Raw genomic sequence first — 19,521 nt, 5'->3', positions numbered from 1 at the left:
TAGCAACCATTCCCATGGCGGGGTCATATATAATCAACCCTTTGCATTTGCCAGCTACCCTGCTCACGACATGAAATCAACTGAAATCCGCGAGAAATTCCTCAAGTTTTTTGAATCCAAGGGTCATTCGATTGTCCGTTCCAGCTCCCTGGTACCTGGCAACGACCCGACCTTGCTGCTGACCAACAGCGGCATGGTGCAATTCAAGGACGTCTTCACCGGCACCGACAGCCGTCCGTACACCCGCGCGACGTCGGTGCAGCGCTGCGTGCGCGCCGGCGGCAAGCACAACGATCTGGAAAACGTCGGCTACACCGCGCGCCACCACACCTTCTTCGAAATGCTGGGCAACTTCAGCTTCGGCGACTACTTCAAGCGCGACGCCATCAACTTCGCCTGGGAACTGCTGACCAAGGTGTACGGCCTGCCGGCCGACAAGCTGACCGTCACCGTCTACATGGAAGACGACGAGGCCTACGACATCTGGGCCAACGAAGTGGGCGTGCCGAAAGAGCGCATCATCCGCATCGGCGACAACAAGGGGTCGCGCTACGCGTCGGATAACTTCTGGCAGATGGCCGACACCGGCCCGTGCGGCCCGTGCACCGAGATCTTCTACGACCACGGCGCCGACATTCCAGGCGGCCCGCCGGGCTCGCCGGACGAGGACGGCGACCGCTTCATCGAAATCTGGAACCTGGTGTTCATGCAGTTCAACCGCGACGAAGCGGGCGTGATGCACAAGCTGCCGAAGCCGTGCGTCGACACCGGCATGGGCATGGAGCGCCTGGCCGCCGTGCTGCAGCACGTGCATTCGAACTACGAGATCGACCTGTTCCAGGCGCTGATCAAGGCCGCCGCGCGCGAAACCGGCGCCACCGACCTGGAAAACAAGTCGCTGCGCGTGATCGCCGACCACATCCGCGCCTCGGCGTTCATGATCGTCGACGGCGTGATTCCGGGCAGCGAAGGCCGCGCCTACGTCCTGCGCCGCATCATCCGCCGCGCGCTGCGCCACGGCCACAAGCTGGGCCAGACCAAGCCGTTCTTCTACAAGCTGGTGGCCGACCTGGCGATCGAGATGGGCGGCGCCTATCCGGAGCTGGAGGAAGCCAAGGACCGCGTGGCGCAGATGTTGAAGGCCGAGGAAGAACGTTTCGGCGAGACCTTGGAAACCGGCATGAAAGTGCTGGAGGCGCAACTGGCCAAGGACAGCACCGGCATCGACGGCGCCACCGCCTTCACCTTGTACGAGACCTACGGCTTCCCGCCGGACCTGACCGCCGACATCTGCCGCGAACGCAACATCAGCTTCGACCAGGAAGGCTACGACGCCGCGCTGAAGGAAAGCCAGGAGCTGTCGCGCAAGGGCGGCAAATCGGTCAAGGACAGCAAGGTCGAGTACTCGGGCGAGAAGAACAAGTTCGTCGGCTACGACAACCTGAGCCACGCCACCAGCAAGATCGTGGCGCTGTACACGGGCGGCACGGCGGTGCAGGAACTGACGGCCGGCCAGTCCGGCATCGTGGTGCTCGACACCACGCCGTTCTACGCCGAGTCGGGCGGCCAGGTGGGTGACCAGGGCAGCATCACCGGCAGCGCCGGCGCCGCCCGCTTCAACGTCGACGACACGCTCAAGATCCAGGCCGACGTGTTCGGCCACCACGGCACCTTGGCCGCCGGTACGCTGAAGGTGGGCGACGCGGTCGGCGCCGACGTCGACCAGGCCAAGCGCGCGCGCACCATCCGCAACCACTCGGCGACCCACCTGATGCACAAGGCGCTGCGCGAGGTGCTGGGCGGCCACGTGGCGCAAAAAGGTTCGCTGGTCGATCCGGACAAGACCCGTTTCGACTTCAGCCACAACGCGCCGCTGACGGCCGAGCAGATCGCCGAAGTGGAAGCCAAGGTCAACAAGGAGATCCTGGAAAACCACGCGACCAAGGCGCAGCACATGTCGTTCGACGACGCCGTCAAGCATGGCGCGATGGCGCTGTTCGGCGAGAAGTACGGCGACGAAGTGCGCGTGCTCGACATCGGCTCGTCGAAAGAGCTGTGCGGCGGCGTCCACGTGCAGCGCACCGGCGACATCGGCCTGTTCAAGATCATCTCGGAAAGCGGCGTGGCCGCCGGCATCCGCCGCGTCGAGGCGGTGACCGGCGAGGGCGCGCTGGCGCTGGTGCAGTCGATGAACCGCCGCCTGCTGGAAGCGGCCGCCGCGCTCAAGGCCAGCCCGGAAGACTTGACCGCGCGTATCGGCCAGGTGCAGGACCACGTCAAGGCGCTGGAGAAGGAACTGGCCGCGCTGAAGTCGAAGCTGGCTTCGGGCCAGGGCGACGAGCTGGTCACGCAAGCGGTCGACGTCAACGGCATCAAGGTGCTGGCGGCAACGCTGGACGGCGCCGACGTGGCGCGCCTGCGCGAGACCATGGACAAGCTGAAGGACAAGCTGAAGACCGCCGCCATCGTGCTGGCGAGCGTCGCCGACGGCAAGGTCAGCCTGATCGCCGGCGTGACGGCGGACGCCACGTCCAAGGTCAAGGCGGGCGAGCTGGTGAACTTCGTTGCACAACAAGTGGGCGGAAAAGGCGGTGGCCGCCCCGATATGGCGCAGGCCGGCGGCACCGATCCGAGCGGCTTGCCGGCGGCGCTGGCGGGGGTCGCCGCGTGGGTCGGTGAGCGCGCTTAAGGTCGCTGTACAAGCGGCTATCAATCTGTAACCAGGCCTTTAATGCAGCACCAATGCGGCCCGCGTGTCAACGCGGGCCGCAGTTGTTTAAGCAGACTTATTGTAAAATCGCAAGTTCCCGTTGCGAACTTGCAACGCACAATGAACTATTTTGGTGCAGCGCGTCAACCGCTACAAATTGGAGTAGTATGACGAAAGTGCTTAACAAACTAGCGGGTTCTTGATGACCGACACGATACTTGAAAACGAAATCATGGAATTCCACAAAGAACTCGACGCGCGCGGCTTGAATTGCCCGCTGCCGATTCTTAAGGCTAAAAAGGCCTTGTCCGAGCTACAAAGCGGCGAAGTGCTGCGCATCATGGCAACCGACCCCGGTTCCGTGCGCGATTTCCAGGCATTTGCCAAACAAACGGGCAATGCGTTGCTGTCCCACGTGCAAACGGGCCGTGAATTCGTCTTTTTGATGCAGCGCAAATAAGCGCCAGCGATCCCCGCAGTATTCTTCCCCGTAGAACCGCCGTCTAAGGAATCAGTTTTTTAGACGGTTTCTACTAGCGAAAAATCGCACGATCGTGCTTTAATTTCTTGTGCATGGCGGATTTCTCATATAATCTAGTCCACATTTAGTCCCGAACATTTACACATTTTCCAAAGGCACACCTATGAAAGTCTTGGTACCCGTCAAACGCGTGGTCGACTATAACGTCAAGGTACGCGTCAAATCCGACGGCACTGGCGTCGATATCGCTAACGTCAAAATGTCGATGAACCCTTTCGATGAGATCGCGCTGGAAGAGGCGATGCGCCTGAAGGAAGCCGGCAAGGTCACCGAGGTGGTGGCGGTGTCGTGCGGCGTGACCCAGTGCCAGGAAACGCTGCGTACCGGCATGGCCATCGGCGCCGACCGCGGCATCCTGGTCGAGACCGCGGTCGAGCTGGAGCCGCTGGCCGTCGCCAAGCTGCTCAAGGCGCTGGCCGAGAAGGAGCAGCCGCAGCTGATCATCCTGGGCAAGCAGGCGATCGACGACGACTCCAACCAGACCGGCCAGATGCTGGCCGCGCTGCTGGGCTGGCCGCAAGCGACGTTCGCGTCGAAAGTGGTGCTGGAAGACGGCAAAGTGACCGTCACGCGCGAAGTGGACGGCGGCCTGGAAACGCTGGCGCTGACCTTGCCGGCGATCGTCACCACCGACCTGCGCCTGAACGAGCCGCGCTATGTGACCCTGCCGAACATCATGAAGGCGAAGAAAAAGCCGCTGGACGTGACCAAGCCGGAAGACCTGGGCGTCGATGTGACCCCGCGCCTGAAAACCCTGAAAGTCGTCGAGCCGGCCAAGCGCTCGGCCGGCATCAAGGTCCCGGACGTCGCCACCCTGGTCGCGAAACTGCGCACCGAAGCCAAAGTCATCTAAAGGAACAATCATGGTCGCATTAGTCATCGCAGAACACGACAACGCTAGCCTGAAGGGCAGCACCCTCCACACCGTGACCGCGGCCGCCCAGTGCGGCGGCGACGTGCACGTGCTGGTCGCCGGCTCGAACGCCGGCGCCGCCGCCGCGGCTGCCGCGCAAATCGCCGGTGTGTCGAAAGTCATCGTGGCCGACGCCGCGCATTTCGCCGACGGCCTGGCCGAGAACGTCGCCGAGCAGGTGCTGGCGCTGGCAGGCTCGTACAGCCACATCCTGGCGCCGGCCACCGCCTACGGCAAGAACATCCTGCCGCGCGTGGCCGCCAAGCTGGACGTGGCGCAGATTTCCGAAATCACCAAGGTCGATACGCCCGACACCTTCGAGCGTCCGATCTACGCCGGTAACGCCATCGCCTACGTCCAATCGTCGGACAAGATCAAGGTCATCACCGTGCGTTCGACCGGCTTCGACGCCGCCGCCGCCACTGGCGGTTCGGCCGCCACCGAGACCGTCGCCGCCGTCGGCGATTCGGGCAAGTCGACCTTCGTCGGCCGCGAGCTGGCCAAGTCGGACCGTCCGGAGCTGACCGCCGCCAAGATCATCGTCTCCGGTGGCCGCGGCATGGGCTCGGCAGATGCCTTCAAGGTGCTGGAACCGCTGGCCGACAAGCTGAACGCGGCCATGGGCGCCTCGCGCGCCGCCGTCGACGCCGGCTACGTGCCGAACGACTGGCAGGTCGGCCAGACCGGCAAGATCGTCGCGCCAACCTTGTACATCGCCGTCGGTATTTCCGGTGCGATCCAGCACTTGGCCGGCATGAAGGATTCGAAGACCATCGTCGCCATCAACAAAGATCCTGAAGCGCCGATCTTCTCCGTTGCCGATTACGGCATCGTTGGCGATCTGTTCGACATCGTGCCGCAACTGGTGTCGGAACTGGGCTAATACCGCCCGACCGCACCTCGAGCCACGCTGATCCGGTACGCCGGATCGCCGTGGCTTTTTTCTTGGAGACATAAGATGCCCTATCAAGCACCCCTGAAAGACATGCTGTTCGTGATGAACGAACTGGCCGACCTGGCCGGCGTCAACGCGCTGCCGGGCAATGAAGACGCGACCCCGGACACGGCCGAAGCCATCCTGGAAGAGAACGCGAAATTCGTCAGCAACGTCATCGCGCCGCTGAACCACCCGAGCGACAAGGAGCCGAGCCATTGGCACGACGGCCAGGTGACCACGTCCAAAGGCTTCAAGGAAGCCTTCAAGGCGTTCGGCGAGGCCGGCTGGCAGGGTGTGCAGCATCCGGTGGAGTTCGGCGGCCAGGGCTTGCCCAAGCTGCTGGCCACGCCGTGCATTGAAATGCTCAATGCCGGCAGCATCTCGTTCGCGCTCTGCCCGCTGTTGTCGGACGGCGCGATCGAAGCGCTGCTGACGGCCGGCAGCGACGAGCAGAAAGCCATCTACCTGGAAAACCTGGTATCGGGCAAATGGACCGGCACCATGAACCTGACCGAGCCGCAAGCCGGCTCCGACCTGGCGGCCGTGCGCACGCGCGCCGTGCCGCAGGGCGACGGCACTTATAAAGTGTTCGGCACCAAGATCTTCATCACCTACGGCGAGCACGATTTTTCCGAGAACATCGTCCACCTGGTGCTGGCGCGCACGCCGGACGCGCCCGCCGGCGTCAAGGGCATCTCGCTGTTCATCGTGCCGAAGTTCCTGGTCAACGCCGACGGCACGATCGGCGCGCGCAACGACGCCCACTGCGTCTCGCTGGAACACAAGCTGGGCATCAAGGCCAGCCCGACCGCCGTGCTGCAATTCGGCGACCACGGCGGCGCCATCGGCACCTTGGTCGGTGAGGAGAACCGCGGTCTGGAATACATGTTCATCATGATGAACGCGGCGCGCTTCGGCGTCGGCCTGCAGGGCATCGGCCTGGCCGAGCGCGCCTACCAAAAGGCGGTGGCGTTCGCCAAGGACCGCGTGCAGTCGCGCGATCTGGCCGGCTCGGCCGGTCCGGTGGCGATCATCCATCATCCGGACGTGCGCCGCATGTTGATGTCGATGCGCTCGCAGACCGAGGCGGCGCGCGCGCTGGCCTACGTCGGCGCCGGCATCAGCGACGTCGCCCACAGCCACGCGGACGCGGACGTGCGCAAGGCCAATCTGGCGGTGTACGAATATCTGGTGCCGATCATCAAGGGCTGGTCGACCGAGATGTCGCAGGACGTCGCGCGCGACGGCGTGCAGGTGCACGGCGGCATGGGCTTCATCGAAGAGACCGGCGCGGCGCAGCACTACCGCGACGCCAAGATCCTGACGATCTACGAGGGCACGACGGCGATCCAGGCCAACGACCTGGTCGGCCGCAAGACGGTGCGCGACGGCGGCGCCGTGGCCAAGGGCATCATCGCCCAGGTGCGCGCGACGGAAGCCGAACTGGCGGCCGGCGGCTCGGCCGACTGCAAGGCGATCCTGGCGCAGCTATCGGCTGGCAGCAAGGATCTGGAGGCGGTGGTCGAGTACGTCGTCGCCAACATGAAGAGCGACATCAAGGGCGTGTTCTCGGGCAGCGTGCCGTACCTGAAGCTGGCCGGCATCGTGCTGGGCGGCTGGCAGATGGCGCGCGCGGCCGTGATCGCGCAGCGCAAACTGGACGCGGGGGAGGGCGACGCCGCCTTCTACAAAGCCAAGATCGCCACCGCGCGCTTCTTCGCCGACCACATCCTGTCGCAATCGTCGGGTCTGCGCACCGCCATCGTCGACGGCAGCGCCGGCGTGCTGGCGCTGAGCGAGGAGCAGTTCTAGTATCGGCGACCTCTAAAACACGTAGGGCGGATTAGCGTAGCGTAATCCGCCATGCGTGCGTTTCGATGGCTCATGCAATGGCGGATTACGGCGTTCCGCCTAATCCGCCCTACGTGGAACCGCTGGGATTGAATCCATTTACGTGCGCGCCGCGTAAAACGAGGATGTTCACAGTGAGGTTCGCCATGAAATCCATCGTTATTGGCCCGATCAAAAACGGCCGAAAAGCTTATGCCGTGAAACGCATGAACGAGGCTGCCCGCCGCATGCTTCAAGCAAAAACGGCCGCCGAGGAAATCATCGCCGGCCACTGGGTGCTGGCCTGGGCCGTTGCCGCCGGCGCGCGACCTTCCGCTCGTTCTGTGCGTGCCGCCGAGGCCGCTATTTCGACGCTGGTCGAGCCGCGCCTGCACTGATAGATCCTCAACTGGCCGCTCCCCCTGATCAGGCCGGCGCGCCCAGCACATCCACAATCGCTTGATACACCCGCACCGGTTCCTCGGCGATGCGGTTGAGCACGTACAGGAAATGCTCCTCGCCAAAGACCACATACTCGCGGGTAGGGAAGCCGCGCGCCTTGAGCCCGGCGATGTTTTCCGCCCCCAGTCCAATCAGTGATTCGAATTCATACCAGCGCGGATCGATCCGCTCCTTCAGTATCAAGTCGCTCAGGTCGGCCTGGATCGAGCGGTCGTGCGTGGCGATCGAGCACTTGTGGCCGCTCAGCAGCAACTCGCCCGCGTAACGCCGGTACGCGGCGGCCAGCTCGGGGCTGTTGCGGTCGTGGGAAATCTCCGCCGATTCCAGGAACGCGCCTTTGACCAGGCGGATGCGGCCCGGGATCTTCATCAACTCCGGCAAGTCGCGCGCCGTGCGGTGGCGCTTGGCCGGCACCGTGATGCCGACGTTGTGCAGGCCGTCCTCCTTGTGCAGCCGCGCGTAGACGGCGTAGATGTCGTCGGCGCGGTCCGCGCCTTCCATCGAGATCATCACTTCGCGGTTGATCTCGGCCGCCGCCAGCGCCACGCGGCGCAGGTTGCGGTAGCCCAGCTCCAGATCGACCATCGATCCCACGTGCGACAGGTCCAGTGAGATCGAACAGTTCAGGTTGCGCTGGCCAACCGCCCGCGTCAACTCCATGAACACGTCCGTCTCTGCCATCGCGAAGGCTTCGTCGCGCACGCTCTCGCCCATGTATTCGACCGAGGCCGCGTGGCCCTGGCCGATGATGGCCTCCACCCGCGCCAGCGCCTCGGCGACCGTCTGGCCGGCCACATAGCGCTGCGACACCTTGTGCATGTAGGCGCGCAGCAGCGGGTCGCTGCAGAATTTTTCCTTGGCCGATACATCGAGCGCGAGCGCGCGCAGCGCCGTCGCGGCTTGGTCGACCAGGGCTTGCCACTGGGCGGGGAAGGTTGGTGCGGACACTGCGTCTCCTTGAGGTGATCGAATCAACCAGCGATTGTGTCACAGCCGCGACGACCCGTCCAAACGAGGGCGGGCAGGCCGGATGATTGCGCAATCTAGTTCGCGCGAATATACGCTAAAAAACCCCCTGATTACTGTATTTTTTTGACAACTATAGCCAAATTAAACGATTGACGAAGGTGAAATAAAGGCCGAGCATCGCAAAATGATTGCGCATGACATTTCCATGTTAGGAGGTGAATGGAGACTAAAAGTAATAAAAATTGGTAGAGAAAAACAAAAAATGATGCGCCCGAAGGCGCGAAAACCACAGGCAAAAAATGCCGAGTAGAGGAGACAGTATGGACCGTAAGTTGATCGGCGCGCCACGGCGCGGACCAGGCTTGGGCGGATGCATTGCCGCCACCGTTGTCGCAGGCCTCATTTCGAGCGCGCACGCGCAGACCACCCCGGCACCGGCGACGACGCCGGCCGCGTCGCCGGCACCGGACGACGAAAAAGCCGAGCAGCAACCGGCCAAGCCGGTCGTCGTCGTCAGCGGCTACCGCAGTTCGCTGGCGCTGTCGGCGAACGAAAAGCGCGAGAACGTCGGCCTGAGCGACACCGTGTTCTCCGAGGACATCGGCAAATTCCCCGACCCCAACATCGCCGACGCGCTGGCCAGGGTGCCCGGCGTCACCGTCCGCCGCGCCGAGATCGACGGCGAGGGCCTGAACATTTCCATCCGCGGCATGGGGGCGGCCTTCACCCGCGTGTTGCTCAACGGCGCGCCGATGGCGTCGGCGTCGGCCGGCAGCTGGGGCGGCTCGATCAGCGCCAACCGCGAAGTCGACATGGACTTCCTGCCGTCCGAGCTGTTCCGCAGCGCCAGCGTCTACAAGAGCCAGCAAGCCAGCCTGATCGAAGGCGGCATCGCCGGCACCGTCAACATGCGCAGCGTGCGCCCGTTCGACAAGAGCGGCTTCCGCTCGGCCTTCACCCTGAGCGGCAATTATCGCGAGCAGAACGGCAAGATGGGCGCCACCGGTTCCGGCCTGGTCAGCAACACCTGGACCAGCAACGCCTGGGGCAAGTTCGGCCTGCTCGGCGGCGTGGCCTTCGGCGACACCAAATACAAGACCGACGGCTTCCAGTCCGTCGACATGCGCAACTTCCAGCTGAAATCGTTCCAGGCCAACGCCGCCGACAATCCCAACAGCACCGGCGGCGGCTCGCAGTCGACGCCGGACACCGTGCCGTCCGGGCTGGCGCTGAAGGACTTGCCCGAGTACGCCCGTTCCATCCTGGTGCCGGGCAAGCAGATCGACCGCGCGATGCTGCTCGCGCTCAATCCCGGCGCCACCATCCAGCAGATCGACAACGCGCTGATGGCGCGCCTGGGCCGGCATCTGGTGTACGAGGGCGAACGCAAGCGCATCGGCGAAGTGCTGAGCATGCAATGGCAGCCGAACGACCGCTGGGACCTCTATCTGGATCTGGTCGCGGCGCAGAAGCGCAACCAGATGACCTACCAGGCAATGAACGCCGGCACCCGCGCCAACACGGTGATTCCGATCGGCATGGAGTTCGACCGCAGCGATTGCGCCATCGGTTGCGTGCTCAACAAGGCGATCTTCGCCAACACCTTCTGGTCGCTCGAATACCGGCCGATGGAGGAGAAGACCAAGTTCCACAGCATCAATCCTGGCTTCGAGTTTCGCGCCACCGACAAGCTGACCGTCGACGCCCATTTCAACGCCACCAACAGCACCTTCTACCGCGACATGCCCACGGTGCTGTTCGCCACGCGCTCGCCCAACTCGGTGATCAACTACGACAACACCCACCCCGGCCTGCCGCCCACCTACACGGCCAATCTGGATATCAACGATCCGGCCAACTTCGGCTGGTACCAGGGCGGGCAGGGCTTGTCGGGCCTGCGCATGGACCTGTATGAGCGCACCAACACCACGCGCGGCACGCGCCTGAACCTGAACTGGGGCGACAACGACTTCAGCATCAAGGTCGGCGGCGCCTACGACGACATCAAGCGCCGCTATCGCAGCTTCTCGGTGGCCGACGCCTGGATGAACGTGGCCTGCGGTAATAACGTCAGCGTGCGCTATGTCGCGCCCAATACGCAGCTGCGCTCGCCGGAGGGGTGCGACGGCCGCAGCACGCCCGGCCCCATCGCGGACGCGGCCACCGCCTATCCCGGCTACGGCACCGGCTCGACCAGCGGCATGACGGCGCCGCTGACCTATCTGGGATCGGTGGTGCCGAACTCCGCCGTCGTCAATTACGCCCAGCCGTCCGGCAACGGCTTCATCACCGTCGACTGGCCCAAGTTCGCGCAGGACACCGACTATCAATATTTCCGCGACAATATCTACAAGGGTTTCGGCACCGGCAGCGGCGGCTACATCCGCGAGGCGGTGAGCGCCTTGTACGCCGAAGTCAACGGCCGCAACCAGGTCTTCGGCCGCACGCTGCGCTACAACGCCGGCGTGCGTTATGCGCGCACCAGGCAGACCATCGGCGCGCTCAAGGTCGGCGCCGATCCGCGCAACGCGAACCTGCGCAACGGTGGCCTGTATGAGAATCTCAGCGTATGGGAGTACGAATCGACCACCTACAGCAATACGCTGCCGTCGGCGACCATGGCCTACAACCTCACGCCGTCGGTCATCGCGCGCCTGTCGGGCTCGAAATCGCTGACACGCGCCAACCCCGCCGACCTGCGCCAGACCCAGCTGACGGTCGGCGACCAGGGCCTGCGCCAGGGCAGCCTCACCAATCCCAACCTCAAGCCGTTCGAGGCCAACAACCTCGATGTTGGACTGGAGTACTACATCACGCGCGAGGCTTACGTGTCGGTCAGCGGCTTTGCCAAGGACATCATCAGCCGGCCGGGGCAGCGCGTCACCACGTATACGCTGGCGCAACTCGATGCGCGCTTCGGCACCATCGGCCTGACCGACGCGCAACAGCAGGCGGTCAACGCCAGCGGCGGGCGCGACAAGCATCTGATCGAGATTTCCGAACCCTACAACATCGACACCAAGCTCAAGGTGCGCGGACTGGAATTCACCTGGCAGCAACCGCTGGATATGTTGCCGGTCAAAGGCTTCGGTCTCGCGGCGAACTTCACCTACGCCAAGCAGAAGGACGAGGCCAAGAACGCGCCGCCGGTGGCCGGCGTGCCGCCACGCACCAACAACCTGACCTTGTACTACGAGCGCAACGGGCTGAACGTGCGCGTTGCGCGCCAGTACACGGCGTCCCACGTGGTCAACACCGGTACCGGCCTGAACGTTCCCGGCGGCGCGTATGCGTACACGACGGAGCGCTCGCAGGTCGACCTGTCGCTGGGCGCCAATCTGAAGCAGTTGTTCAACTTCCGCTACAACACCGACTTGACGTTGAGCGTGTGGAATGCGAACAAGGCGATCAGCCGCACCTACACGCAGTTCAGCAACGCGGTCGCCGACGAGTACAAGCCCGGCGCGGCCTATACTCTGTCGTTGCGGACCACCTTCTGACATGATGATGACCAAACTTACACACCTCCACCTTGCGGCGCGGCTGGGCCGCGCCGCCGTCTGCGCGATCTTGTTGGCGGCTGTGGCCTTGCCGCCGGCGATGGCCGGCCGGCAGGCGCCGGCCCGAACCTGGACCGCCGACAACGGCAATGGCACCTTCACCAATCCATTGTTCTACGACGAGTTTTCCGATCCGGATCTGATCCGCGTCGGCGACTGGTTTTATCTGACCGGCACGACCATGCACGCGATGCCGGGGCTGCCGGTGCTCAGGTCGAAGGACCTGGTCAATTGGGAGTTTCTCAGCTACGCCGCGCCCAAGCTCGATTTCGGTCCGGCGTTCCGGCTCGAGGACGGCAAGGGGATTTATGGCCAGGGGATATGGGCGCCCAGCCTGCGCTTCCATAACGGCACTTTTTATATCTTCACCAATATCAATCGCCGGGCCACCCAGGTCTATTCCGCGACCGACCCGCGCGGGCCGTGGAAACATCACGAAATGCGGCGCGGCCTGCATGACCTGTCGGTGCTGTTCGACGACGACGGCAAGGCATACGCGGTCTGGGGACACCAGACCATGCAGGTGGCCCAGCTCAACGACGATCTGACCGACATCGTGCCCGGCACCGAAAAAACCTTGTTCGACAAGGATCAGGGCATGGGGGAGGGCGCGCATTTTTATAAGATCGACGGCAAGTATTTCATCCTCAGCGCCAACTATGCGGGCGGATTCCGCATGCCGGCCGCGCGCGCCGACCACGTCTACGGTCCGTACGAGGTCAACCAGGCGATCAGCAAGGACGAGGGCTTCGGCATGGTGCGCGGCCATCGGTTGAAGGAGAACAAGCCGCCGTTTGTCATCGAGCCACCCAATCCCGCGTCGAAGGATGGAACGTCGCTGCACCAGGGCGGCATCGTGTTGACCCCGGCGGGCGAGTGGTGGGGCTTTTCGATGATGGACTACAACTCGGTCGGGCGGTTGCTGGGCCTGTCGCCGGTGACCTGGAGCGATGGCTGGCCGTATTTTGGCCTGCCGGGCAATTTGGGCCGCACGCCGCGCACGTGGATCAAACCGAAGACCGTCGCCGCGCAGCCGATCCGCATGCCGTACGAGCGCAACGACGACTTTTCCGGCGCCGCGCTGAAGCCGATCTGGCAATGGAACCACGTGCCGGTCGATAACAAATGGTCGCTGGCGCAGCGTCCCGGCTTTTTGCGTCTGCACGCCTTGCCCGCGACATCGTTCTGGGATGCGCGCAACAGCCTGACCCAGCGCGCGATCGGGCCGGTGTCGTCGCCGACCGTCGCGCTGGACGTGGCGGGTCTGAAGGAGGGCGACAGCGCCGGCCTTGGCCTGCTCAATCTGCCTTACGCCACGCTCGGCGTGGAAAAGACCGCCGGGGGCTTGAGCGTCGCGCTGTTCGACCAGGCCAGCGGCCAGACCACGCGGGTGCCGCTGGATGCCCGCCGCGTCTGGCTGCGCGCCGACTGTGATTTCCTGCGCGAGCAGGCGCGCTTTAGTTATTCAGTCGATGGCAAGCATTTTGTCGCCATCGGCGGCGAATGGACGATGGTGTTCCAGCTCACCACGTTCCAGGGCGTGCGCTACGCGCTGTTCAACTACAACCGCGACGGCGTGGAGGGCGGCTACGCCGACTTCGACAGCGTCGATATCGCCGAGCCGATGCCGCGCGGGCTGACGCGCGCCATTCCGTTCGGCAAAGCTATCCGGCTGACCTCTTACAAGGCCGAGACCGGCTTGGCCGTCACAGGCGGAAAGCCGGCCGCTGCCGTTCCGACAACGTTCAAGGTAAAGGATATGGGACTGGGCCGGGTCGCGCTGGCATCCGGGGCGTCGTATCTGGCGGTGGATAAGGAGGGTGGCGTCAGCCTGCGGCCGGGAAAACCCGGTGCCGCGCACAGCTTCCAGTGGATAGAAACGCCGACGGGGGAACTGGTGCTGATGTCGATCGCCAACAACCGCTTCCTGCGCATCGATCCGCGCACCGGAGTGGTAATAGCTGACAGCCCCGGACCGCTACCGGACGGCAGCGATGGCGTGCGATTCGTCTGGTCGCACGCCGAGAAAAACTAACCCCCTCGGGGGGCAGTGCCGCTAAGTTAGGCGGACATCGGAACCACGTAGGGCGGATTAGCGCAGCGTAATCCGCCAAGCGCCGTCGACGGCTCATGGCGGATTACGGCGTTCCGCCTAATCCGCCCTACGAAAATCGCCTTAACTGAGCGGCATTAGGCACTTAGCCCGCTGTGGAGGTCTTAGCGGCGGACGATGCCGCCGTCCGAGCGTTTCACCGGATCGCCCTTGCTCATGCCGGGGTCCTGGTCGAAGGTGTAGCTGTTGTGCTTGCCGTCCTCGAATTCGACGTTGACAGTCCATTGCTTGGTGGAGCGCGCATGTTCCTCGACCTTTTTGCCGGCGTAGGCGCCGCCGGCGGCGCCGGCCACGGTGGCCAGCTTGCGCCCGCCGCCGCTGCCGACCTGGTTGCCGAGCAGGGCGCCCGCGACACCGCCGGCGATCATGCCGACCGCGCCGCCTTCACCTTTCTTTTCGCCCTCGACAACCGAGGTCACCCGGCCGCAGTCGGCGCAGTTGGCTTCCGCCTTGGCGCTGCCGCTACTCTTATAGTTGGCCTTCGCTTGCGCGTTGGATTTGTTGAATTCGGACTTGGCGTCGCGCAGACACTGCATGCGGGCGCTCGATTCGCTTTCCTCGGCGCACAGCTTCTTGTCTTCCGCGTAACGGGTGGCGATGCGCTTGGTTTCGGCGTTGTAGTGCTGCTTTGGCGTCTGCGCTTGCGCCGCCGATGTCAGGGCGGCCAGCGTGATCGCCAGCAGGATCGAACGTTTGTTCATGGTAGGTCTCCTCGTTGTTGCTTAAATATTACTTGTTAGCCATATGCGCCACCAGTGTACAGTAAGTCAAATAACCGGGAGATCGTGGCGATCAGGCTGCCGGCCCCGAGCATCATGGTGGCCACCAGCACGATGGCCAGCGGCCAGTGCGTGTCCGATTGCCGCCCCGACGCCGGATTGAAACGGGCGTCCCACTTATCGTCCGGCATCAATCCCAGCACCAGCGCCTCGAGGAAGCCGACCAGCCCGGACACCATGATCGGCAGCAGCTTGAAGAAGCCGTCCGCCTGCGGCGCCAGCGTGGCGACCAGCCAGGCCGCCGGCAGGCAGGCCAGGTGCGCCCACAGCCAGGGATCGCGCGCCCCGCGCAGATACAAGCGTTGCAGGCCGAGCCCGCCGAACAGGAAGGCAAGCAGGGCGGCGAAGGTCTTGTTTTTGTGGCGGGCGGCAGGCGAGGTGTGGTGCGGATTCGTCATGGTTATCGATTAAATAGCCGGAAAGCATGCAGTATCGGTCATAATACCGGCCCGGCCCACCTTTTTATCGCAGTGGCTATTGCCCCGTGCGCCGGAACGGGGGATAATCTTCGATTACCCCAATTCGCCCGATTATTTCATTAACGCTTGCTGCTTCGCGGCTAAGCGCGCTATAATTTGCGGCTTTTTCCGTCCTAGCACACTTTTTGGAAATATTATGGTCGTTATTCGTTTAGCTCGTGGAGGCGCCAAGAAGCGTCCGTTCTTCAACATCGTTGCAACCGACTCGCGCAATCGTCGCGATGGCCGTTTCATCGAACGCATCGGTTTCTACAACCCGATGGCGCAGGGTGGCGAAGTGCCACTGCGCATCACCGCTGACCGTCTGGCTCACTGGCAATCGGTTGGCGCACAACTGTCGCCTACCGTCGCTCGCCTGGTAGCGTCGAACAAAGCAGCTTAAGTCTGGCCGCTGGTTTGACCGATAAGAATGCATCCGGGGTGCAAGTCCCCGACGATCTGGCACAAGTGGGCTTTGTCTTCGGTGCCTACGGCGTCGCTGGCTGGGTGAGGATACGTCCTTTCTCGGAAGATGCGGATGCGCTCCTCGCGGTGAAAACCTGGTGGATCGACAAGCCAAGCTTGCACGATGTCGATGTCAAGCAGTGCAAACTGCATGGCGGCGACGTGGTCGCGCAGCTGGTGGGAGTGACCGATCGGGACGTCGCGGAAGCGCTCAAGGGCGCAGCTGTGTCGGTTCCGCGCAGTCGTTTCCCGGCCTTGTCCGATGACGAGTTTTACTGGACCGAGTTGATTGGTCTGGATGTAGAGAATTTGCAAGGTGAGCACCTCGGTACGGTGACTGACATGATGAGCAACGGTCCGCAGTCGATCTTGCGCATCACGACGGCGGCCACTGAAGGAGCGGATCCCGAGGTTGCGGCGCAAGAGCGCCTGATCCCGTTTGTCGACGCGTTCATCATCAAGGTGGACAAGGCGGCGAAAAAGATCACCGTCGACTGGGGCCTTGATTACTAAAGAACATAAGGGCGGCCCGCCATGCAATTCGATGTCGTGACCCTGTTCCCCGAAATGTTCGCCGCACTGACGCAGTCGGGGGTCACCCGGCGCGCGTTCGAACAGAATAAATGTGGCTTGTCGCTGTGGAATCCGCGTGACTTCACGACCGACAATCACCGCACCGTGGATGACCGCCCCTATGGCGGCGGCCCCGGCATGGTGATGCTGGCCAAGCCCCTGGAGGCGACGCTCAACGCGGCGAAGCAGCGCCAGACCGATGCCGGTCTGCCCGCGCCCCGCGTGCTGTTCATGTCGCCGCAGGGCAAGCAGTTGACGCACGAGCGCGTCATGCAGCTCAAGCAGGAGCCCGGCCTGGTGATCCTGTGCGGCCGCTACGAGGCGGTGGACCAGCGTTTGCTGGACCGCTGCGTCGACGAGGAAATCAGCCTCGGCGATTTCGTGCTGTCCGGCGGCGAGCTGCCGGCGATGGCCTTGATGGATGCCGTGATCCGCCAGATTCCCGGCGTGCTCAACACGGACGCGTCGGCGATCGAGGACAGTTTCGTCAACGGCCTGCTCGATTCGCCGCACTACACGCGGCCGGAAACGTATGAAGGGGTGGGCGTGCCGCCGGTACTGATGGGCGGCAACCACGCCGAGATCGAAAAATGGCGCCGCCAGCGCATGCTGGAGGCGACCGCGCGCAAGCGCCCCGATCTGCTGGTCAAGGCGCGCGCGAGCGGCCTGCTGACCAAGCATGACGAGAAATTTTTGGCAGGTTTATAAAAACCTGTTGTTGTAGAAGCTTGCGGACATGTTGTCCGCCTGTTTAACCCCATCCTCTACTGGGCGAGTGTTTGAACAGCACTCATCGCGCGCCAGCATGATGGTTTTTGGAGTCTTAAAATGAATCTGATTCAACAACTCGAGCAAGAAGAAATCGCTCGTCTGGGCAAGAAGATCCCTGAATTCGCCCCTGGCGATACCGTGATCGTCAACGTCAACGTCGTCGAAGGCACCCGCAAGCGCGCCCAGGCATACGAAGGCGTCGTAATCTCCCGTCGTAACCGCGGCCTGAACTCGAACTTCATCGTTCGTAAGATCTCGTCCGGCGAAGGCGTCGAGCGTACGTTCCAGCTGTACTCCCCGCTGATCGCTTCGATCGAAGTGAAACGCCGCGGTGACGTACGTCGCGCTAAACTGTACTACCTGCGTGATCGTTCCGGTAAATCGGCACGTATCAAGGAAAAACTGCCAAACCGTCGCCCAGTGGCGAAAGCAACCGCCGCTTAATCGCCGCGCTTGTGTTTGGATGAAGGGGCACCACCTAACGGGGTGCCCTTTTTTTTTACCCCGCACGGCCAGGCGGGGTCGTACCCCACCGGGTACGACCCCTCAGCGGCGCGGCAAGCGTATCGCTCGATGCGTGCGGGTTTCTCAATGTGGAGACAGCGTTGGCTAAACCGCTATTTGACCCCAAACTGCTGCCGATCGACGCCATCGCCGGCGAGCCGGCCGTCGCCCGCGAGCGCCTGGTGCCGCAATGGCTGCGCGAGCGCTTCGCCGAGCAGCCGCGCTGGACGCCGGAGAGCACCGACGAGCTGCACCTGCTGCGCGCCGACGGCACCGCGCCCACCCCGGCCGCCGTGCTGATCCCATTGGTGCTGCGCGAGACCGGCCTGACCATCCTGCTGACCCAGCGCAACGCCGACCTGACCGACCATCCCGGCCAGGTCAGCTTTCCCGGCGGCCGCGCCGAGGCCTACGACGCCGACCCCGTCGACACCGCGCTGCGCGAGAGCGAGGAGGAGATCGGCCTGGCCCGCGTCCACGTCGACATCATCGGCACCATGCCGGACTACTACACCGGCACCGGCTACCGCGTCACGCCGGTGGTCGGCCTGATCGCGCCGCCGTTCGAGCTGCGGCCCGACCCGTCCGAGGTGGCGGAAATCTTCGAGGTGCCGCTGGCCTTCCTGATGGACGGCATGAACCACCAGCGCCTGTCGGCCGAACTGCCCGGCGGGCGGCGCAGCTTCTACGCCATGCCCTACGGCGAGTACTACATCTGGGGCGCCACCGCCGGCATGCTGCGCAACCTGTTCCACTTTTTGCGGGCGGATTGACGAACTTATAACGAACTTAATAAGTTTGATTCTCTTACCACGGTGGGTTATCGTAGCGGGCATCAAGGCGCTGCCGACTTAAAAGGACCATTAATGACATTTCTTTCCATTTTATGCGCGCTGCTGCTCGAGCAAATGAAACCGCTGCGCGCGGACAACCCGATCTACGCCGAGATCAAGAGCCTGGCGTTGCGGATGGAGACTTGGTTCAACGCCGGCCACTCGAGCCACGGGCGCCTCGGCTGGTTCCTGATGATGGCCATCCTGATGGTGCCGACCGCGCTGATCTACTGGGTGCTCAAATACTACGACTGGTTCCTGGCCGCCTTCGCCTGGAACGTGCTGGTGGTCTACCTGACGCTCGGCTTCCGCCATTACAGCCACTATTTCACCTCGATCCAGCTGGCGCTCAGCGCCGGCGACGACGCCGCCGCGCGCGCCTTGCTGGCCGAGTGGACCAAGCAGGACACCATCGGCCTCGATACCAGCGAGATCTCCCGCATCGCCGTGGAAAAGGCGCTCATCACCACCCACCGCAGCGTGTTCGGCGTGTTCTTCTGGTTCCTGATGCCGCTCGGGCCGGCCGCCGCCGTCATGTACCGCGTCTCCGAATACCTGGCGCGCGCCTGGAACGAACCCGAGCACATGCGCAACGAGGCGTTCGGCCAGTTCGCCGCCCGCGCGTTCTACTGGATCGACTGGATCCCGGTGCGGCTGACGGCCGTCGCCTTCGCCGTGGTCGGCAACTTCGAGGACGCGATCTACGCCTGGCGCAACTTCGCCCACCGCTGGAACGACAAGGCGATCGGCATCATCCTGTCGGCCGGCGGCGGCGCCATGGGCGTGCGGCTGGGCACGCCGGCCGAGAACGCAGCCAAGGTGGTGCTGGTCGACGCCGGCACGGTTGACGTCTCCGACATGGAGCCGGACATGCTGCCGGGCGAGGAGCCGGGCATCCGCGCGCTGCAGAGCACGGTGGGCCTGGTGTGGCGCGCGCTGCTGCTGTGGATGATGTTGCTATTGCTGTGTTCAGGCGCCGCCTGGCTCGGCGGGACGCCTTAAAACCCCCGGGAGCAGGGTACAATAGCGGTATTGCCTTGGTGCGGAATGATGAATTTTCTGCACCAAAGTGGTTATCCGCGAGGAAAGGTCATTTGAAATCA

At 63.6% G+C, this 19,521-nt stretch carries 17 protein-coding genes; 14 read left to right on the top strand and 3 right to left on the bottom strand.

All coding sequences use genetic code 11. From position 1 onward, the window contains the following. Positions 1 to 70: 70 nt before the first annotated feature. The 6 genes from alaS to JOD97_RS28320 all read left to right on the top strand — a co-directional run bounded on the left by alaS (position 71) and on the right by JOD97_RS28320 (position 7,329). Positions 71 to 2,689 (top strand): alanine--tRNA ligase, encoded by a 2,619-nt coding sequence (alaS, locus tag JOD97_RS28345; RefSeq protein ID WP_209725962.1) that lies wholly within the window; start codon positions 71 to 73, stop codon positions 2,687 to 2,689. 223 nt (positions 2,690 to 2,912) lie between these two features. Beyond that, complete coding sequence (locus JOD97_RS28340; protein ID WP_373999957.1) at positions 2,913 to 3,170, top strand: sulfurtransferase TusA family protein; 258 nt, start codon at positions 2,913 to 2,915, stop codon at positions 3,168 to 3,170. A 184-nt stretch (positions 3,171 to 3,354) separates the two neighbouring features. Next, positions 3,355 to 4,104, top strand: a complete 750-nt coding sequence (locus JOD97_RS28335; protein ID WP_161084473.1) for an electron transfer flavoprotein subunit beta/FixA family protein — start codon at positions 3,355 to 3,357, stop codon at positions 4,102 to 4,104. A gap of 10 nt (positions 4,105 to 4,114) precedes the next feature. Then, a complete protein-coding gene (locus JOD97_RS28330) occupies positions 4,115 to 5,047 on the top strand; it encodes an electron transfer flavoprotein subunit alpha/FixB family protein (RefSeq protein ID WP_209725960.1) in 933 nt (310 codons plus the stop codon). 75 nt (positions 5,048 to 5,122) lie between these two features. Next, a complete protein-coding gene (locus JOD97_RS28325) occupies positions 5,123 to 6,913 on the top strand; it encodes an acyl-CoA dehydrogenase (RefSeq protein WP_209725958.1) in 1,791 nt (596 codons plus the stop codon). Between the two features lie 185 nt (positions 6,914 to 7,098). After that, positions 7,099 to 7,329, top strand: coding sequence for a hypothetical protein (locus JOD97_RS28320; RefSeq protein WP_209725956.1), 231 nt, complete (start codon positions 7,099 to 7,101; stop codon positions 7,327 to 7,329). A 28-nt stretch (positions 7,330 to 7,357) separates the two neighbouring features. Here JOD97_RS28320 and JOD97_RS28315 read toward each other — a convergent pair whose 3' ends face one another. Continuing rightward, positions 7,358 to 8,341 (bottom strand): proline dehydrogenase family protein, encoded by a 984-nt coding sequence (locus JOD97_RS28315; protein WP_209725954.1) that lies wholly within the window; start codon positions 8,339 to 8,341, stop codon positions 7,358 to 7,360. Between the two features lie 341 nt (positions 8,342 to 8,682). Between JOD97_RS28315 and JOD97_RS28310 the strand changes: the two genes are divergently transcribed. Both JOD97_RS28310 and JOD97_RS28305 read left to right on the top strand, forming a co-directional pair. Next, positions 8,683 to 11,862, top strand: a complete 3,180-nt coding sequence (locus JOD97_RS28310) for a TonB-dependent receptor (protein ID WP_209725951.1) — start codon at positions 8,683 to 8,685, stop codon at positions 11,860 to 11,862. A gap of 7 nt (positions 11,863 to 11,869) precedes the next feature. Beyond that, a complete protein-coding gene (locus JOD97_RS28305) occupies positions 11,870 to 13,957 on the top strand; it encodes a glycoside hydrolase 43 family protein (RefSeq protein ID WP_209725949.1) in 2,088 nt (695 codons plus the stop codon). A gap of 182 nt (positions 13,958 to 14,139) precedes the next feature. On the opposite strand, the gene JOD97_RS28300 is transcribed toward JOD97_RS28305, so the two are convergent. Next, positions 14,140 to 14,736 carry a glycine zipper 2TM domain-containing protein gene (locus tag JOD97_RS28300; RefSeq protein WP_209725947.1) on the bottom strand — a complete coding sequence of 199 codons (597 nt, stop codon included), beginning with the start codon at positions 14,734 to 14,736 and terminating at the stop codon, positions 14,140 to 14,142. Between the two features lie 35 nt (positions 14,737 to 14,771). Continuing rightward, entirely contained in the window at positions 14,772 to 15,212 is a 441-nt protein-coding gene (locus tag JOD97_RS28295; RefSeq protein WP_209725946.1) for a hypothetical protein, read from the bottom strand. Between the two features lie 217 nt (positions 15,213 to 15,429). On the opposite strand from JOD97_RS28295, the gene rpsP reads away from it, so the two are divergent. The 6 genes from rpsP (at position 15,430) to JOD97_RS28265 (ending at position 19,420) form a co-directional block, all read left to right on the top strand. Beyond that, positions 15,430 to 15,675, top strand: a complete 246-nt coding sequence (gene rpsP, locus JOD97_RS28290; RefSeq protein WP_019921707.1) for a 30S ribosomal protein S16 — start codon at positions 15,430 to 15,432, stop codon at positions 15,673 to 15,675. 14 nt (positions 15,676 to 15,689) lie between these two features. Continuing rightward, positions 15,690 to 16,250 carry a ribosome maturation factor RimM gene (rimM, locus tag JOD97_RS28285; RefSeq protein ID WP_209725944.1) on the top strand — a complete coding sequence of 187 codons (561 nt, stop codon included), beginning with the start codon at positions 15,690 to 15,692 and terminating at the stop codon, positions 16,248 to 16,250. Positions 16,251 to 16,271: 21 nt separating this feature from the next. Then, positions 16,272 to 17,018: a tRNA (guanosine(37)-N1)-methyltransferase TrmD gene (gene trmD, locus JOD97_RS28280; protein WP_209725941.1), complete on the top strand. Its 747-nt coding sequence runs from the start codon at positions 16,272 to 16,274 to the stop codon at positions 17,016 to 17,018. 120 nt (positions 17,019 to 17,138) lie between these two features. Next, entirely contained in the window at positions 17,139 to 17,525 is a 387-nt protein-coding gene (rplS, locus tag JOD97_RS28275; RefSeq protein WP_209725939.1) for a 50S ribosomal protein L19, read from the top strand. Between the two features lie 161 nt (positions 17,526 to 17,686). Next, positions 17,687 to 18,358 carry a CoA pyrophosphatase gene (locus tag JOD97_RS28270; RefSeq protein ID WP_209725938.1) on the top strand — a complete coding sequence of 224 codons (672 nt, stop codon included), beginning with the start codon at positions 17,687 to 17,689 and terminating at the stop codon, positions 18,356 to 18,358. Between the two features lie 93 nt (positions 18,359 to 18,451). Further along, complete coding sequence (locus JOD97_RS28265) at positions 18,452 to 19,420, top strand: CobD/CbiB family protein (RefSeq protein ID WP_209725936.1); 969 nt, start codon at positions 18,452 to 18,454, stop codon at positions 19,418 to 19,420. Positions 19,421 to 19,521: the final 101 nt, after the last annotated feature.

The sequence above is a fragment of the Duganella sp. 1411 genome (assembly GCF_017833525.1).
Classification (GTDB): Bacteria; Pseudomonadota; Gammaproteobacteria; order Burkholderiales; family Burkholderiaceae_D; genus Rugamonas.
The sequence above is the reverse complement of the archived record's forward strand: the minus strand, read 5'-3'. Positions and strand labels throughout refer to the sequence as shown.

What these genes read in the sequence shown, in the direction of transcription:
- rplS (WP_209725939.1), top strand. Translation starts at nt 17,139, where the DNA reads ATGAATCTGATTCAACAACTCGAGCAAGAAGAAATCGCTCGTCTGGGC.
- alaS (WP_209725962.1), top strand. Translation starts at nt 71, where the DNA reads ATGAAATCAACTGAAATCCGCGAGAAATTCCTCAAGTTTTTTGAATCC.
- JOD97_RS28325 (WP_209725958.1), top strand. Translation starts at nt 5,123, where the DNA reads ATGCCCTATCAAGCACCCCTGAAAGACATGCTGTTCGTGATGAACGAA.
- JOD97_RS28295 (WP_209725946.1), bottom strand. Translation starts at nt 15,212, where the DNA reads ATGACGAATCCGCACCACACCTCGCCTGCCGCCCGCCACAAAAACAAG.
- JOD97_RS28265 (WP_209725936.1), top strand. Translation starts at nt 18,452, where the DNA reads ATGACATTTCTTTCCATTTTATGCGCGCTGCTGCTCGAGCAAATGAAA.
- JOD97_RS28330 (WP_209725960.1), top strand. Translation starts at nt 4,115, where the DNA reads ATGGTCGCATTAGTCATCGCAGAACACGACAACGCTAGCCTGAAGGGC.
- JOD97_RS28310 (WP_209725951.1), top strand. Translation starts at nt 8,683, where the DNA reads ATGGACCGTAAGTTGATCGGCGCGCCACGGCGCGGACCAGGCTTGGGC.
- JOD97_RS28340 (WP_373999957.1), top strand. Translation starts at nt 2,913, where the DNA reads ATGACCGACACGATACTTGAAAACGAAATCATGGAATTCCACAAAGAA.
- JOD97_RS28320 (WP_209725956.1), top strand. Translation starts at nt 7,099, where the DNA reads ATGAAATCCATCGTTATTGGCCCGATCAAAAACGGCCGAAAAGCTTAT.
- JOD97_RS28335 (WP_161084473.1), top strand. Translation starts at nt 3,355, where the DNA reads ATGAAAGTCTTGGTACCCGTCAAACGCGTGGTCGACTATAACGTCAAG.
- JOD97_RS28305 (WP_209725949.1), top strand. Translation starts at nt 11,870, where the DNA reads ATGACCAAACTTACACACCTCCACCTTGCGGCGCGGCTGGGCCGCGCC.
- JOD97_RS28300 (WP_209725947.1), bottom strand. Translation starts at nt 14,736, where the DNA reads ATGAACAAACGTTCGATCCTGCTGGCGATCACGCTGGCCGCCCTGACA.
- rpsP (WP_019921707.1), top strand. Translation starts at nt 15,430, where the DNA reads ATGGTCGTTATTCGTTTAGCTCGTGGAGGCGCCAAGAAGCGTCCGTTC.
- trmD (WP_209725941.1), top strand. Translation starts at nt 16,272, where the DNA reads ATGCAATTCGATGTCGTGACCCTGTTCCCCGAAATGTTCGCCGCACTG.